This is a genomic window from Streptomyces sp. NPDC038707 (genome assembly GCF_040636485.1).
Lineage (GTDB): Bacteria > Actinomycetota > Actinomycetes > Streptomycetales > Streptomycetaceae > Streptomyces.
In genome coordinates, this window is sequence record NZ_JBEZUP010000003.1 from 329,408 (window position 1) to 344,660 (window position 15,253).

The following is a 15,253-nucleotide window of genomic DNA, read 5'->3' on the forward strand; positions in this document are numbered from 1 at the left end:
TCCACCGGACGCCGGGACGGGTGGCTCAGCTCATGAGGAAGCGTTCGACGGACTGGAGGGTCGGTATGTCGGCCAGGAATCCGAGGTGGGTCTGGCAGGGGACCAGATGGTTGGCGGCGCCTGCGAGCGGGGTGCTGGTGAAGGGGAGGATGACGCCGTCGCACGGGGAGTACCACGTGGCGTACTGGGTGTTGCCCGGGGTTTCGTCGCCCGCGTTGAGCGCGGCGAGGAAGGCGGACCCGGGGAACATCTCCACGCAGGACAGGTTCACCAGGCAGGCACCTGCCGCGGTGGTGCCGTGGTTGGCGCCCGCGATGGAGGCGAGGTGGCGGACGTAGGGCTGGCCGCCGAGCTTCTTGACGTACCAGTTGCTGACCAGGCCGCCCATGGAGTGGTTGACGATGTCGACCTGGTGTGCGCCGGTGGTGGCGAGGACCTGCCGCACGTACGCGGCCAGGCCGCCGGCGCTGATCGCGTTGGACTGCGTCCAGTTGTACTCGTAGGCGAACAGCTCTCTGTCGGAGTAGCCGTCGGCCCGGAACACGGCCTCGGCGGTGATCCAGTGGGTGGCGTTGCCGGTGAAGCCGTGGACGAAGACCACTGGGGTGCGGGCGCTGGTCGCCGCGTCGGCGGCACTGGCGCCTGACGTCCCGAACGCGGCGAGCGCCACGGCCGAGAGCACGGCGAGCAAGAGGGTGCGCAGGCGTCGCATGGGGTGAGTCCCTTCTCCGTGCTCCCCTGGTTGAGGGGAACGATCGGGAAGGAGTGTGCGCGGGCCGGACCGGTCGTGGACCGGTGGAACCACCAGTCATCCACGTGGCGCGGTGGCGTCGCACACCGCCGTGGCGGGGCGGCGGACGTGGGCAACTCCCTTCCGTTTCGACAACTCCCGTTCCACACTGCCGTCATGGACAGCGACAGCGACAGCGACGCGGCGTCCCGCGTTCCGGGCCGCCTCCATGGCCGTTCCCAGGCGCAACGGACACTGCGCGACGCGGTCGAGGGGCTGGGCGCCGGGCGGGGAGCCGCCGTGGTGGTGTCGGGTGAGTTCGGCAGCGGGCGGTCCGCGCTCCTGGCCGCTGCCGCGCGCGCGGCTGCCGGGTGCACCGTGCACCACGTCGACGGTGTCGACTCGGAGGGCGCGGTGCCGTGGGCTTGGTGCCAGCGGCTGGTGCTGCGACTGACCGCGGACCCGCCGACGCCCTCCGCGGGAGATGCGGAGATCCTGGCCGGGATCCTCGCGGGCCGGTGTCCGCCTGAGGCGGTCCTCGCCGTCGCATCGGCGCTGCGCCGGACGCTGGAGGCCTCGGGTGCCGGGCGGCCGGTGCTGTTGTGCGTGGACGACGCGCATCGGCTGGACCACCTCTCGCTGTGCGTACTGGGGCTGTTGGCCCGTCGGGTGGAGGCCCTGCGGGTCGGCCTGCTGCTCACCGTGGTCACCGGGCATCCGGCCCTCGCGGTACTGGACGGGATCGACACGCTGCCACTGTCGCCGCTGGACGACGCGGCGGCCCGCCGGCTGCTGGCGGACGCGGCGCCCCCGGGCCGGGCGGTCGGCCTGCGCCCGGAGACCGAGGCGGAAGCGCTCGCTCTCGCGGCCGGCAATCCCCTGGCACTGACCGAACTCGCGGCCGCTGCCCATGCGGACGACCGGTGCGGCCCCCTCGTCCTGCCACCGGGCAGCAGGTGGCGGGCCGACCACGCCCGCCGTTTCCGGCAGCTGCCGGACGGGGCCCGAGCGGTGATCACCACCGTCCTCGTCGGCGGCCCCCTCGCCCCGGATGTGCTGCGTACGGCCGCCCGCCGGGCGGGATGGCACCCGGGCGCGGTCGACACGGCGTCCGCCGGCGGGCTGATCGTGCTGAGCGACGACGGAACGGCGGCGGTCGCGGGTCGGCTGTTGCGCCAGGTGCTGCGCGCGGAGATTCCGCTGGCGGCACACCACGCCGCGCACCGGCTGCTGGCCGAAGTGCTCGACCCCGGCCGGGCCGGTCTGTGCCGGGCGCTGCACCGGCTGGCCTGCGGTACGGGTCCCGCTGAGCAGGGCGCGGCGGACCTGGAGCGGGCGGTCGGTGATGCCGGCCATCACGCGGCCGGGGAAGTGCTGGAGGAGGCGGCCGACTTCGCGCCACGGCGACACCTTCGCGAGCGGTGGCTGACGCTGGCGGCCCGGCACGCCTTCCTCGCCGGGGAGGACATCCGTGCCCGGAGCCTGCTGTGCCGCGTGTCACCGCACGGCGTGCCCGAGGGGACGCGTGCGTTGTGGAACCTGGTCGAGGGAGAACGCCTGCTGCGCGACGGTGCGCCGGCGCAGGCGTGCCGGCAACTGTCCACGGCAGCCGGCCTGTTCCTGGACGAAAGCCACGAGTCTGCGGCGCGGGCGATGATGCTGGCCGGTGAGGCCGCCTTCCTGGCCGGTGACTTCGCCGGCTATTTCGCGCTGGCACGCCGGGCGGCACCCCTGCGGCGCGGCGGAGGTATGGAGGCCACCCCCGTCACGCGGCTGGTCGTCGACCACTTCGCGGGGATGACGGCCACCTTCCAAGGCCGGCACCGGGAGGCGGGGCGGCTGCTGCGGCGGGTGATGCGGCTGGCCGAGGGAATCCCGGACGCGTACTGCGCGCTGTGGGCCGGGCAGGCCGCCTACACGCTGGGAGACGCCGCCCGCGCCCACGCCTTCGCCGTCGCCGCGGCCGAGTCGGCCCGGCACAGGGGCGCGCTCTCCCTGGTGCCCGCCGCGCTCGTCCACCAGGCGCTGGCCGCGTTGCTGACCGACCGCTGCGCGGCGGCCGAGGAAGCGGCTCTGGACGGGCTGCGGCTGGCCCGCCAGACGGGGCAGCGCAACCTCGCCGTGGATCACCTGGCGGTGCTCGCGCTGGTGTCCGCGCTGCGGGGTGACGGGAACGACACGGCGGTCAGGCTGCGGTCCATCACACATCAGGTGTCCATGTGGGGGCTGGGCCGACCGGCCGCGTTCGGCCGCTGGGCATCCGCCTGCGCCGATCTCGCCGACAACCGGCCCGCCGACGCGCTGACCCGGCTGGCGGGCATGGCCCATACCGCCGTGGGCAACCAGACGGACCTGGTCATCCGCCAACTGGCCACACCGCACTTCGTCGAGGCCGCGGTGCGGTGCGACCGGCGTGCCAAGGCGGCGGAAGCACTGCGCTCTTACCACGCCTGGGCGGCCGGCGGGACGAGCGCCGCCCGGCTGGCCCTGGCCCACCGCTGCCACGCGCTGCTGGAGTCCGACGACGCGGCGGCCGACGCGCAGTTCCGGCATGCCGCCCGGCTCCACCGACAGGACGGCGCCGTACTGGAGTTGGCGAAGACCGAGCTGTTCCACGCCCATCGGCTGCGGCGCGCCCGCAGGCCCCGTCCGGCACGCGAGCTGCTGCGTGAAGCGGTACAGATTTTCCAGCAGTACGGTGCCGCGTCCTGGGCCCGGCGGGCCACCGAGGAACTCCGGGCCACCGGCGCGCGCGTGCAGGCGCCCGTCCGGCCCGGCGAAGGCGGGCACGGTACGGGCGCGGAACTGACACCACAGCAGACGCGGATCTGCGAGCTGGTCGCCCGGGGCGCGACCAACCAGGAGATCGCCGACGTGCTGATGGTCAGCATCCGAACCGTCGAGTACCACCTCAGGAACATCTTCACCCGGCTCGGCGTGCGCTCCCGCGTCGAACTGGCCGCGCACTTCCGGTAGGGGAAGGGGGACTCGCTCGGCTCAACTCCCGATCGCGGAGCACCGTGCGGCGGCCAGGGCGCTCGTCCTCGACCGCCTCGCCGGGGCCCGCACTCCGCGTTCGGCAGTCCATGGCCGGCCGGCGACCGGATCGGCTACTTGATCAAGGCGTTCGCCACCACCACGATCAGCCCCAGCAGCGCGTCGCCCAGACCGACGAGGACGGCCGCCGGCCAGCGGCGCGCCGACCAGCGGGCGGTGAGGAGGCCGAGACCGAACAGGATGACGATGTTGAGGACGAACGCCGCGTACTCGACACCCTTCGCGGGCAACCACCCCCATCGTGCGCCCGCGAGCAGGAAGACCGTGGGCAGCACGGCCGCGACGAGCGGCCACTCGTTGCGCAGCGCGAGCAGGGCGTCCCCCCGGCGGTGCGGGGTGCGTTCGGCGATGTAGTGGGCGTAGCCGTGGGCGAGGGCGGAGGCGCACCCGGTCACGAGCACCCACGCGGCGTCGTAGCCGCGGACGTCGGCGGAGGTGTGCCCGTACTGGGTGAGCGCCGCGACCATCGAGCTGGCGAGGACGGCGCCGTAGACCCCGCCGAAGAGAACGGTCTCCCGCGTGTCCTGGTGCCGGGGCGGTGCCGTGCCGACCGCCGGGGAGTCAGCCATGTCCTCACGATCACCCTGGCGCAGCACCCGCGCCACTTGGCGCACCCGGCGAAGCGTCCTCCGGCCGGGCGACCCTCCGGTGCGTGCCCGGCTTCCGGGCAGGGCTGATGTGACCGGAGACGGTGAGGAGCCGTCGGCCGCCGCGCCTCGTGTGATGGCGGGGAGGACCTCGCGTCTCCCCGGCCGGCCGCATGAAAGCTTTTGCGTCAACTTGCGCAAGGGGCGGGATGACGTCCGCGGAGCCGGGCCGGAGCCGTGAGGTGGCCTGCGGACGTCGGTACCGAGCAGCACCGAGCAACTCTGCAAGGCCTCCGCAGCCGGTCGGCCAGGCGGAGAGCCGTTTCCCTGGACAGCCGCCTTTCTGTTCAATCTTTTAATGAAAAGTCTGGTGTATTCGCGCTCGGCGACCAAATCACATGCCTCGTTGAACATATGAGACACCTTCAGGCGCCGAGTCGCTTCAACTTGTGTTGAGATGAGCGCGGACGGCGGGCCCGGGCCTGCCTCCTTCCGCAGCGGCGTCCGTGGCCGCTTCCCACCACACAAGGGGTGACATGTCCTCGATACGTCATCGGGTTCCGTCCGCCTGGCGGTCGGTCCTCATGCTCGGCGTGCTCCTCGCCGGCCTGCTCGTGGTCACCGCCCCCCGGGCCCGGGCCACCACGGCACAGGACGTCTCCGTCGCCTTCGGCGTGCAGGCCACCACCGGAGGGGAGACGCTCCTGGTGACCGGCAGCGCCCCGCAACTGGGTGCCTGGGACCCGGCAGCGGCCGTCCCCCTGGGCACCACAGCGAGCGCCTACCCGCACTGGTCGGCCAGCGTCCGGCTGCCCGCCGGCCTCACGGTGCAGTACAAGTACATCAAGCGTTCCCCCGCCGGCACTGTGACCTGGGAAAGCATTCCCAACCGGACCTTTACCGTCTCCCCTGACGGGCCGGGCAACGACGACCGTTGGAACGTCGCCCCCGTGCAGGCAGCCTTCCACGTCACCGCCACCACCACCTGGGGCCAGAACCTCTACGTCTCGGGCAACGTCGCCGACCTCGGCGCCTGGGACCCGGCCAAGGCCCTTCCCCTGACCACCGACTCCGCCACCTATCCGGTGTGGGCCGGCACCCACCAGCTGCCGCCCGGCACCGCCGTGCAGTACAAGTACCTGAAGAAGAACCCCGACGGCACCGTCACCTGGGAGAACGGTGACAACCGCACCGTCTTCGTCACGTCCGCCGGCACCGTGACGCTCAACGACGTCTGGCGCTGACGCCCCGGCGCCCGCGGCCCACGTCATGCCCCAGGGGCCCGGGACACCCGGCCGGCGCCGACCCGTCCGAGCCGGTGCCCGGGTCGGACCGGCAGCGCAGCCCGCAGGCCGCAGGGGCCTGACCGGCCGGCCGGTGGACCAGGGCGTGCGGGAGCACGAGCGTCACCCGCCCGAGCACGCTGACCTTGGATCAGGTCATGACTCCCTGGGGCAGCCCAGCCGGCCTCAACGACCGCTCGTCACGGTTCGCATCGCCGGACCCTGAGATCCACGGCCGACATCGACGACGGGCTCCTGGCACTTGGGAGACCGCGCACCTAGCGGGTGCCGGCCGCATTCCGCCCGTCGGCGGTGACGGGGTGCTTCTCCGGACGGTTCTTGCGGGCTGCGACCACCTGAGGGCAGTCCGTGGCTCACGGCGGACGCACAGAACGGACGGCAGCGCCCGTGCCGGACCCGTGCCGGATCGCGCGGGGCACCACGGGGAACGGTGGGGACCGGGCCGCCGGTCAGTCAGGCCCCGCGCCCGCTCCGCCGCGGTTCAGCCGAGCAGCCGGCTACCGAGAGCCCGAGCTTCCCAAGCTGAGAGCGCGAGTTCGATTCTCGTCACCCGCTCCAGAGAAACCCCAGGTTAGCGGCCTGGGGTTTGTTTGTTGTCTAGTCCAATTCGGGGGCGGCGTGCCCTTCGCGTGCCCCAAGTCGAGGCGAACGGGCGGGGCCGAGGGGCCTTGCGTGGCAGTTGAGAGCCATGCAGTCCCGGGCTATCTCGCATCGTGCGATCGATTTCGCGTGATCCGCGCCACGAGCGGGCCGGGTTCGTGTGAAGTCGCGTACGCGAAGCCGGATGCGGCTGCGTCCAGGGCCACGTGATGGGCCGGCCCTCGTCCAGCAACGGAGATCGAGGACGGTGCGGACCACTCCTAGCTTCCGTTCGCGGACTGCCGTTGGGTGCCGGACCTCATCCAATAGAGGTCGTCCAAGAGGGAGGGGCGGGCTCTCTCTTCCCGGAGGGCGTCACTGCCACGACCGGCGCCGGGGCGCCCCCGGCGCTCGCCCCGTCCACGGACAGGAGCCCCTCACCCACTCGCTCGCGGGCCCAGTGATCGCCGTGAACAGTCGAGTCTTCCGCGATGTACTCGGCGTACTCGTCGGCACTGAGGAGGCCGTTCGCCATCGCGTCGTCCGTGCGGAGCCGGATCAGCCGGCCGTCGCCGTGGGAGTCGTCGTTGATCGAATCCAGGCTTTGGCCCAGGGTCGGGTTCGCCTCGGCGACCTCGCCGGCCACGGGCAAGGAGCCCTTGAGATCAGCAGTAGCGACTCGACCGCGATGCCGGCCTCGGCCAGCAGCTCCTGCGAGAAGGTGATGTTCTGCCCGGTGTTCGCGGCCTTCGGCTCGACCAGGATCGCCTCGTCCGGCACGCCCAGGTTCAGCGCGTGCTCGCGGTAGTGGACGGCTTCGCCGCGTGGGAAGCGGGCACGGGTCGTGGGGCTGTTGCCGCCGCTGAAGACCAGGACCGGGAACAGGCCGGCGCGGTAGAGACCGGCGGTCGTGGTCGCCACTCCGAGATCGTGGCTTCCCAGGCCGATCGCCGCCGAGCAGGGCCGCTGTTCGTGGCCCATCTGGTGGTAGTTCCAGATCAGCGTCGCGTCGTGGAACTGCTCGTCGGTGATCTGGCGCTGCTCGTGCTGCGGCACTGGCACTCCCTGGCTCATCCCTGCTGGCCTTTCCGGATGCCCTCGATGCTGCGCAGCTGGTGGCTCAGCCCGTACTGCCGGGCCACCTGCGGCGCCTGATCGAGGACGGACAGCCCATCGTTCCGGGCCACCCAGGTTCCGAGGGCGCGGTTCGCAGCCGCCGCGCCCGAGTCGCGAACTGGTAGGCAGCGCAGCGCTGGCGAGAGCGGCTGGTCCATACAAGGCCGAGAGCGACGAGCGCTTCTTCGGTTCACGACCTGTGGTGGAGCATCGCGGCCACGCCCTCGTCGCTGGGGTCGTACGCGATGCCGCGCAGGACCGCGACCGGGGCGCCCCGTCCGCGCTGGCCGAGGATGATGCCAGATGCCGCGGCGATGAGGTCGGTGAAGGTCTCCTCCTGCCGTTTGCCGCCGTGCTCCGTCACCCGGAGGGGCGCCACGCCTGCCGCGCCGATGGAGATGACGGTGGCGCCGCGCCTGTCGGCGCGGCCGTCGGAGTCCGCGATGACCACGGCGACGGTGGCGCCGGAATAGGTAGTCAGGGCGTCGCGCAGGGAGCGGGCGGAGGCGTCGGGTTCTGCGGGCAGCAGCCAGGCGCCTTCGGTGCCGGCCCGGTCGATCCCGGCGGAGGTGAGCTGGTAGCCGAGCGTGTGGCGGGCGATGATCGGCCCCTTCTCGGTGGCCAGGAAGTGCTCGGTGGAGGAGTCGAGGATCAGTTGCACGATCTCGGCGGGCTTGCCTGTCTTGGCGGACAGGGCGAGTGCCTCGGGGCCGGGGGTGACGTCGGCCAGGTCGACGTACCGCTTCTCCGCCACGGACACGGCTTTGCTGGCGACGACGACGATGTCTCCGTCACGCAGTTCGGTGCCGGTGCGGCTGAGGACACCGATGATGGTGCCGGCGAGATCGTCGCCCGGCTGGAGTTCGGGGAAGGGCTCCAGGGCAAAGGCGGAGAAGTCTGAGGTCGGGGCGGCGGTCATCGGCGGGCTCCTGCGGCGGTGAGGACGGCGGTGTGCAGGCGGGTGTGCGCAGTGGCGAGTATCTCGGCCCGCTGCCGGGGCGCGGCGTACTGTCCGGTGGTGAGCCAGTCGGCCACGCGGCGGAGGTAATGCGGCCACAGTCGGCGGGTCGCTTTGACCACTGGAACCCCGGAGCGCACGGCGTGCCAGGCGTCTACGGCGGGCTGTGGCCACGGGCGTTCATCGTATCCGTCTGGGTGTTGGCCAAGGCTCTCCAGCGTGGTGAGCATGGTCTGGAGGCGGCCGGGCTCGACCGCGCGATGAGAAACGCGGTACACGGTCGCTTCACCGCCCGGCGGTACGGGCGGTGGCGTCCGCGTCGCGGTCAGATGCAGCAGGACGGGGACGACCTGGTGGTAGATGGCCGGGAGGTGAGGGAAGGAGCCGGCGTGCTGCTTGGGCTTGTCGATCCGTACGGAGGCGAGGGGCCCGATGGCAGTGGCGGTGAGCAGGAGGAACGCGTCGATGCCGTAACCGTCCACGCGTTCCGACAGTTCCCGTGGCAGGGCTTCGACGGCGCGGAGGCCAGCAGCGAGCGCCTGGCGGGACAGGGCCAGGTCGCCTGCGATGGGCTGGGGTATGTCGTGGCCAGTGGTGGCGGCGATCAAGGGCCGGGCGAGGTGATTGGTGAGGTTGGCTTCGTCCCAGTACCTCGGGTAGTCGGCGATCGCCAGGGCGGCTCCGGCCCGTACGTGGTCCAGCAGGGCGGCGTAGACGGTGGGGTCGGGGTTGCGGGTGTCGGTGTCCGCGATCAGTAGCACCTCGGCGTCGGCGAGTTCCGGACGGCGGGCGGCGGCCAGGATCTGGGTGCCCTTGCCCCGCGTAAGGCCCGCCAGCGGCACCTTCTTCGCCCGGGTGCCGGTCGCGGCGAAGTTCTCGGTGGTGTTCGGCGTGTCGGAGGAGTCGGCGTTGACGATGACCGCCGGCACGTTGCCGAGGGCGGTGTCGACGGCGGTGGTGACGGCGCCGATGGTGGCCGGCTCGTTGCGGCTGGGCAGGATCGCGGCAGCCTTCATGTGGTCCCCTCTTCGGTCAGCAGGTCGGCGGCCGTCTCGTCGTCGGGGGCGTGCAGGTAGTCGAAACGGCAGCCCGCGAGCGCGGTGATGAGGTGACTGCGCCAGCGGGCCAGGGCGGGGGTGTCCAGCGGCCACACCGGGCCGTACGGCGCTCCCGAGACGCCGGTCACCGGCGTGGGCAGGCCGGAGATGTAGCGGGCCAACATCTCGTGCAGCCGCAGCCGCTCATTCACCGAGAACGGCACTGCGGGCGTCATCGACGCTTGCGCAAGAGCCGGGTGGACAGCCACGCGCACGACCCTCGCCAGTGAAGCCGGGCCGGTGGCGAACGGCTCCAGAAGGTGGCGGAACTTGGGCGCGAGGGGTCGGGTCGGGTCGCGGATGGCTGCGGTGGGCTTCCCCGGCCACACCGCAAGGCCGCCGTCCCCCCACTCGCCGAGGACGACCAGGTCGTCACCCGCGTGGGTCCAGCCGCGGGCCGCGAGGGCGATCGCGGTGGACGTCTTGCCGGCGCCCTTCGCTCCGATCAGCAGGACCGCCTGTCCGTCGGATGCGATCAGGGCGGTGGCGTGCACGGTGACCTTGTGCTGCTGCTGGCGGATGCGTTCGGTCGCGGTGTAGGTGGCGTACGCCAGGGTGTCCGAGGTGGCCGCGGCGGCGGGAAGTCGCAGGCGTACGGTGTCCTGCTCGATGGTGACGGCCGCCGCTCCTGTGGTGATCTCGACGTCGGCCGCCGCCTTGGTGTCCGGCGCCGCCTCCAGGGTCCAGCCGCCGGGCAGGGACCGGTCGGCGGCCTGCGCGGGCGCGGTGTCCAGTGCCTCGGGCAGTAATAGGAGGGCCGAGACGTGGCCGGTGGTGAGTCGGTGCGCGGTCATCCGGCAGCCCGTTCCAGTTCAACCAGCAGATCCTCGACCGGTTCGATGGTGGGCAGGTAGCGACCGGCCAGCAGGTCATCCATCCAGTCGGTCTGGGACAGCGTGGCCCGCACCAGTTCCTCCGTCGCCCCGGGCGGTGCCTGGTGGGCGGTGGTGATCTCGATCGATGCCGGGTCGTCGTACGCGGCGCCGTTGCGCCACAGCAGCCCGGTGCGGCACGGGCCGAACTCGGCGGCCACCGTGCGGGCGGCGGTATCGGCGAGCCATCCGCCCACCTTTCCGACGTGGTAGGCCGGGTTCTTCCCGAAGGTGGCCTCATTGCCCGCGAGGTGGGCGCCGCTGATCACTCCCGTGCGGGCGTTGCCCCGGCCGACCAGCCCGTCCTCGCCGTAGTCGACGGCCGATCCGGAGAGCGTGAAGTACTGGCCGGAGATCGGGCCGGTGCGGCTGCCGCGGGTGTTGCACACCACCGTCGCCCTGCCCGGCAGCCGTTCGGCCAGCAGCTCGGTCAGTTCGCCGGCCGCGGCGGTGACCGCGTCGTCGAATTCGGCCGCGCCGGTCAGCTGTCCGGCCAGAGCGGGCACGCACACGGTCACCGTCCAGGTCGCGCCGTCGCGGACGGCGAGGGCCTTGATGTCGCTGCCCGCCCAGGGCAGGCGGCGGAACCACGCCTCGGCCAGCAGCACCACGGTCTCGGTGGCCGTGCGCGGGGCGGAGCCGACGAGGTAGGCGGTGTCGTTGGAGAACGCCCGGGGCCGCTCCGGCAGATCCTCCAGCGATCGTGGGGCGAACCAGTGCGGGAACTTGGAGGAGTCGGTCGTCTCGTGCCGGACCTCCAGCCTCACGCGGTCGAAGCCCGGCAGCGCGGTGCGCAGGTGGTCGACGGCCGCCTGTTCCAGGATGTCCCGCACCGGCAGCGGGTGCCCGGCGAAGGTGGTGGAGATCCGGCCGCCGAACACGACCCGCAACGGCCGGTCGTAGACGCCGTCGGTGTCGGTGAACGCGGCCCGGCCGCCGAGTACGGCGACCTTGTCCAGGTTGTGGTGCAGTACCGCCCCCGCCACGTCCAGACAGTGCCGGCTGTAGCGGATGGAGGCGAGTTCGGCGATGCCGTCGGCGAGGGTGTCGGGGTGGCCGATGCCCTTGCGTTCGACGACCTCGACGGGCAGTTCATGCGGCAGCGGAGTCCGTAACCCGTACGACGCGGGCGTCACGGTAGACACGGTCGATCACCTCCAGCGGGCGCCGCAGCGCCGTCAGCGGGAACAGGCAGGGATGGGGCGGACGCCCGTCGGCGGCGTCCAGAACTGCGGCGTACATAGCGCGCCGCAGTTCCTCATGAGTGGGAGCGGTGGCCGGGGTGCCGAGTCCGGCTTCGAGGTTCCGGCCGCGTACCCGAAGGAGGCGTTCGTCGGCGAGATGGAGGGCCAGTTCGTGGGCCGCCGGGCCGGAGTGGTCCACGCGTGCGTCGATGTGCACCGCGGTCCCGCCGGTCAAGGTGACGACGGCTGTGACTCGGTCCTCGGTCTCGGCCAGGCCCCGGTGGTGCGCGACCTCTGCGTCGACCGTCTCGACGTCGCCGGGGAGGATCCGCAGGGCGAGTGCCAGGCCATGGATGGCCTGCTGGTGCAGCACTCCGCCGGCGGTCGCGTAGGTACGACGCCAGCCGCGGAAGTAGCCGGGATCGCGTCGCACGGCCAGCATCACGTCCGCGCGTACGACGGCCGGTGGCCAGGTGAGCAGATGATCGAGGCCAGGGGCGAAGTGCGGCTGGAACGCGACGAAGATCCGCTCGTCACCCGGCCGAGGTGTCAGGACGGCGGGGTCGGTGGTGACGGGCTTCTCCACGAGCACCATGGCCCCGGCCCGGGCGGCGTCCCGGGCTACGGTCAGGGCGGCCCCGGGTGGGGTGGCCACCACTACGAGGTCCGGCGCCAGCGACTTCAATGCCGCCCGCCAGGAGGCGAACACCGGAACGCCCCTCGGGACGTCGGTGCGCGGGGCAGGGTCGGCGACCCCCGCGACCATCACGCCAGGCGTGCCGGCGAGGGCAGCGAGGTGCTTGGCACCGACCTCCCCGGCCCCGGCCAGCAGCACCCGCTTCACGCGACACCTCCTGGGACGGCCGAGCGCAAGAACGCGGCACCCGCTGTGAGCGCCTTGGCGGGGGCGTCGCGCACGTGGGTCTCCAGCGCGTACGGCAGCGCCGGGTGAACGGCGTGCAGCAACGGGAGCACCTGGTCGTACGGCACCACGCCCTCCCCGGCCGGGCAGAAGGACCGGCCGCCGCCGTCGGTGGGCTGGTAGTCCTTGACGTGCACGTACCCCACGTAGGGGGCCAGGGCCTTCACCGTGCCGCGGGTGGCCTGGCCGACTTCATGGAGGTTCGCCACGTCCAGCCACAGCCCCAGACCCTGCCCGCTGTAGCGCTCCAAGACCTGAAGGAGCGGTTCGGCGTGGGCGACGGTGCACACCGGCTCGTTCTCCAGCAGCAACCGCACCCCGGCCGTGGCAGCCGCTTCCAGGGCCTTCGCCAGCAGCGGGTCACCGAGCAGCTGCTCGGTTAACCCGGGCTCGACGCGCAAGTGGGAGAAGATCCGCACGACCGGGGCACCGAGGATGCGCGCGGCCTCGATGGCCCGCTCGATCCAGCCCAGGCGGTCATCGGGCGGGACCTGGGTGGGGAAGCCGAAGGTGTCGACTCTCCCTGGCGTGGCTTCGGGACGGCACCACTTCCACAGCGGTGAGGCAAGCGCCGCCACCCTCAGGCCGCGCTCGTCGGCCAGGGCTCGGATGTGCCGCAGCCGGTCGGCGGGCAGCGTCACGGCGTTGGCGCCCTCGGCCGAGCGGATCTCCAGATGCCCGATGCCCAGCTTCACCGCCAGGTCCATGCCCGGCACCGGGTCGGGGCCGAGTTCGTCGGGGTTGAGCACGAGAGTGCTGGTCGGCGTTCGGTTCACGGCCGTCATCTCCTTCGGTGGCATGGGTGGGGGGAGGCCCGGTGCCGGCGTTCTTCCGTCCGGCACCGAGCGCCCAGGGGCTGTCAGTCAGCGGTGACCTCAGTTGCCACCGCCCGGAGGCGGCGGGGCCGGCGGAGACGGAGGAGGGGGTGGTGGAGGGGGCGGGGGCTGCGGCCCCCGAGCGGGAGCCGGCACGACGGCGACGTGCATCTTCACCTCCAGCGGTGAGAAGGAAGGCCCCTACCATCCCCACGCACCCCTTTGGCGGGACATCCCGCCAACTGCCCCAAAAACAGGGCCGATTCCGCCCGCTGGCCGTCTGTTGGACACATGGCCACTCCCCCGACGCGGCTCTCCCCGGAGGAAGTCCGTGCCGAGTTGTTGCGGCTCCGCCAAGGCCCCGCTCTCGGCCACCCCGGAGCCGTCACCGCGCTCAGCGTTCCTCTGAAGACGCTTCTGCTCGCCCGGACCCCGACGCTGTCCCACACGGCGAGCGAGACCACACGCCTGGTGGCCGCATTGCGCAGGGCGATCGACGCGCTGACCCCGCACGAGCGTCGCTATGCCGCCGTGGACTTCAACCTGTTGGGTGAGCACTCCTGGCCGACGCTGACCGAGCGGCAGGAATCCCTCGCTCGAGTGCTGGGCTGCTCGGCCAAGACCGTACGTCGCCACGCTGGACAGGCACTGGACACACTCGCCCTGCTCATCTCCGACGGCAGCTACGTCACCGAGACACCCACACCGGCCAGCGCCACCCCCGCCACCGGGACGGCCCCGGACGACGGGACGAGCCGGTTCTTCGGCATCACCACCGGCTCCCGCGTGGACGTGATCTGCTCCGCCCTCCCCGTCACCGACCGGCCCAGGCAACACCCCAGCGACCCGCTGTACGCCAGATACGCCGGCTTCGCCGACCTGGACGCGCTGTTCTACGTCCGCGTCCACCTGGCCCAGGGCTTCCCCTCGGCCACCATCCGCGACTTCCACCCCGGCGAGTACTACAACGCCGAACCCGACAGCCTGATCATCCTGGGCGCCCCGGACCGCAACTCCGCGTACGCCGAGTTCAGCCCCCACCTGCCCTACCGCTTCACCCCGCCCCCGGATCCGGCCATCACCTTCTCCGACGGCCAAGGCATCCGCCTGGCCCCTCTGTGGGCACCCGAGGGCGAACTGCTGGCCGACCTGAGCGTGATCACCCGCCTCACCCTGGACCAGGGAACCACCGTGGTCCTGATCGGCGGCTGCCTCACCCTCGGCGTCCTCGGCGCCGCCAAGTGCCTGCTCAACGGGGAGCGCGGCCGTCGTAACGCCGCGTACCTCGACACCGCAGCCTCCGGCGGTGACCTCGTCGCCGTCACCGCCACCCGCAAAGTCGGCGGCATCACCGACACCCCCGACCTGGCAGCCACCGAGCCCCTGCTCCTGCTCACCCGGGACCCGGCGGGCAACTTCACCACCCGCCTGGACAACACCGCCCGCTACGCGGTCGGACAGCCGACCCAGAACCGGTTCAACGCGGGGCAGTGCGCTCCGGGCCCCGGATGGAGAGCGTGACGGTCCCGGCCTCGGGTGCTTAAGAGGTCTTGTCCGCCCAGTAGTCCTTCAGCATCTCCCCAGGCCAGGAGGGCTCCCGCACGGGTCCCCGCGGTCCCATCTCCTCGAAGTACGGCGACAGGTCGTAGATCTTCGTGCCGACGACGGCGTCCAGGTCGGTCACATGCAGCCTGAGCCCGTCGATCTTTAGGAGGCGGGGGAAGCTCTGCGCGAGCTGGTTGGGGCGGCGGTGATTGCGGTGCGCGAACGTTCCCGTGGCCGGCCAGTCCGGGTTCCCCCTCGGACTGCGCGCGTGATACTCGACGTCACTGGGCGATGCCTTGTCGAAGTGCCACACGACCACCAGGTGCGAGAACTCGTCCAGTCCCTGCACGGAGTCGAGAGGGAACTCCGACTCATCGAGCTGGATCACGGACTCGACGCCACCCCAGTAATCATCCGCCACCTCGGTGCGTCCTTCGACCACCGTTCCGATCGGCCTGATCTCCAGCACCACGGCACCAACCCTCCG

13 protein-coding genes and 1 pseudogene are annotated in these 15,253 nt (G+C 72.0%); 3 read left to right on the forward strand and 11 right to left on the reverse strand.

Annotated features, from left to right (window positions below):
• Positions 1–25 precede the first annotated feature (25 nt).
• The gene (locus tag AB0E62_RS06405; RefSeq protein WP_362188916.1) at positions 26–712 is read right to left on the reverse strand and encodes an alpha/beta fold hydrolase; all 687 of its coding nucleotides are present in this window, start codon (positions 710–712) and stop codon (positions 26–28) included.
• A 195-nt stretch (positions 713–907) separates the two neighbouring features.
• On the opposite strand from AB0E62_RS06405, the gene AB0E62_RS06410 reads away from it, so the two are divergent.
• The gene (locus AB0E62_RS06410; protein WP_362188918.1) at positions 908–3,706 is read left to right on the forward strand and encodes a LuxR C-terminal-related transcriptional regulator; all 2,799 of its coding nucleotides are present in this window, start codon (positions 908–910) and stop codon (positions 3,704–3,706) included.
• A gap of 134 nt (positions 3,707–3,840) precedes the next feature.
• On the opposite strand, the gene AB0E62_RS06415 is transcribed toward AB0E62_RS06410, so the two are convergent.
• Positions 3,841–4,356: a hypothetical protein gene (locus AB0E62_RS06415; protein ID WP_362188920.1), complete on the reverse strand. Its 516-nt coding sequence runs from the start codon at positions 4,354–4,356 to the stop codon at positions 3,841–3,843.
• Between the two features lie 554 nt (positions 4,357–4,910).
• On the opposite strand from AB0E62_RS06415, the gene AB0E62_RS06420 reads away from it, so the two are divergent.
• A complete protein-coding gene (locus AB0E62_RS06420; RefSeq protein ID WP_362188922.1) occupies positions 4,911–5,618 on the forward strand; it encodes a CBM20 domain-containing protein in 708 nt (235 codons plus the stop codon).
• Between the two features lie 958 nt (positions 5,619–6,576).
• Here AB0E62_RS06420 and AB0E62_RS06425 read toward each other — a convergent pair.
• The 8 genes and pseudogenes from AB0E62_RS06425 to AB0E62_RS06460 all read right to left on the reverse strand — a co-directional run bounded on the left by AB0E62_RS06425 (position 6,577) and on the right by AB0E62_RS06460 (position 13,182).
• Positions 6,577–6,903, reverse strand: a complete 327-nt coding sequence (locus AB0E62_RS06425; RefSeq protein ID WP_362188925.1) for a hypothetical protein — start codon at positions 6,901–6,903, stop codon at positions 6,577–6,579.
• Between the two features lie 11 nt (positions 6,904–6,914).
• Positions 6,915–7,331, reverse strand: a pseudogene (locus AB0E62_RS06430) (YdcF family protein); the annotation flags it as partial.
• 232 nt (positions 7,332–7,563) lie between these two features.
• Entirely contained in the window at positions 7,564–8,292 is a 729-nt protein-coding gene (locus AB0E62_RS06435) for a coenzyme F420-0:L-glutamate ligase (RefSeq protein ID WP_362188928.1), read from the reverse strand.
• Positions 8,289–9,347, reverse strand: a complete 1,059-nt coding sequence (locus AB0E62_RS06440) for a hypothetical protein (RefSeq protein WP_362188931.1) — start codon at positions 9,345–9,347, stop codon at positions 8,289–8,291. The genes AB0E62_RS06435 and AB0E62_RS06440 overlap by 4 nt, the downstream gene beginning before the upstream one ends.
• Positions 9,344–10,222, reverse strand: coding sequence for a hypothetical protein (locus AB0E62_RS06445; RefSeq protein ID WP_362188934.1), 879 nt, complete (start codon positions 10,220–10,222; stop codon positions 9,344–9,346). Before AB0E62_RS06445 ends, AB0E62_RS06440 begins: the two co-directional genes overlap by 4 nt.
• Positions 10,219–11,445, reverse strand: coding sequence for a methionine adenosyltransferase (locus AB0E62_RS06450; protein ID WP_362188937.1), 1,227 nt, complete (start codon positions 11,443–11,445; stop codon positions 10,219–10,221). The genes AB0E62_RS06445 and AB0E62_RS06450 overlap by 4 nt, the downstream gene beginning before the upstream one ends.
• Positions 11,393–12,328 (reverse strand): Gfo/Idh/MocA family oxidoreductase, encoded by a 936-nt coding sequence (locus AB0E62_RS06455; protein WP_362188940.1) that lies wholly within the window; start codon positions 12,326–12,328, stop codon positions 11,393–11,395. The genes AB0E62_RS06450 and AB0E62_RS06455 overlap by 53 nt, the downstream gene beginning before the upstream one ends.
• Positions 12,325–13,182, reverse strand: a complete 858-nt coding sequence (locus AB0E62_RS06460) for a sugar phosphate isomerase/epimerase family protein (protein ID WP_362188943.1) — start codon at positions 13,180–13,182, stop codon at positions 12,325–12,327. The genes AB0E62_RS06455 and AB0E62_RS06460 overlap by 4 nt, the downstream gene beginning before the upstream one ends.
• 330 nt (positions 13,183–13,512) lie before the next feature.
• Here AB0E62_RS06460 and AB0E62_RS06465 point away from each other — a divergent pair, with 330 nt between their 5' ends.
• Positions 13,513–14,742 (forward strand): hypothetical protein, encoded by a 1,230-nt coding sequence (locus tag AB0E62_RS06465; RefSeq protein ID WP_362188946.1) that lies wholly within the window; start codon positions 13,513–13,515, stop codon positions 14,740–14,742.
• A 19-nt stretch (positions 14,743–14,761) separates the two neighbouring features.
• Here the strand turns inward: AB0E62_RS06465 and AB0E62_RS06470 are convergent, their stop codons facing one another.
• The gene (locus AB0E62_RS06470; RefSeq protein ID WP_136099921.1) at positions 14,762–15,238 is read right to left on the reverse strand and encodes a TrmO family methyltransferase; all 477 of its coding nucleotides are present in this window, start codon (positions 15,236–15,238) and stop codon (positions 14,762–14,764) included.
• Positions 15,239–15,253 lie beyond the last annotated feature (15 nt).

What these genes read in the sequence shown, in the direction of transcription:
- AB0E62_RS06410 (WP_362188918.1), top strand. Translation starts at nt 908, where the DNA reads ATGGACAGCGACAGCGACAGCGACGCGGCGTCCCGCGTTCCGGGCCGC.
- AB0E62_RS06440 (WP_362188931.1), bottom strand. Translation starts at nt 9,347, where the DNA reads ATGAAGGCTGCCGCGATCCTGCCCAGCCGCAACGAGCCGGCCACCATC.
- AB0E62_RS06415 (WP_362188920.1), bottom strand. Translation starts at nt 4,356, where the DNA reads ATGGCTGACTCCCCGGCGGTCGGCACGGCACCGCCCCGGCACCAGGAC.
- AB0E62_RS06465 (WP_362188946.1), top strand. Translation starts at nt 13,513, where the DNA reads ATGGCCACTCCCCCGACGCGGCTCTCCCCGGAGGAAGTCCGTGCCGAG.
- AB0E62_RS06445 (WP_362188934.1), bottom strand. Translation starts at nt 10,222, where the DNA reads ATGACCGCGCACCGACTCACCACCGGCCACGTCTCGGCCCTCCTATTA.
- AB0E62_RS06405 (WP_362188916.1), bottom strand. Translation starts at nt 712, where the DNA reads ATGCGACGCCTGCGCACCCTCTTGCTCGCCGTGCTCTCGGCCGTGGCG.
- AB0E62_RS06420 (WP_362188922.1), top strand. Translation starts at nt 4,911, where the DNA reads ATGTCCTCGATACGTCATCGGGTTCCGTCCGCCTGGCGGTCGGTCCTC.
- AB0E62_RS06435 (WP_362188928.1), bottom strand. Translation starts at nt 8,292, where the DNA reads ATGACCGCCGCCCCGACCTCAGACTTCTCCGCCTTTGCCCTGGAGCCC.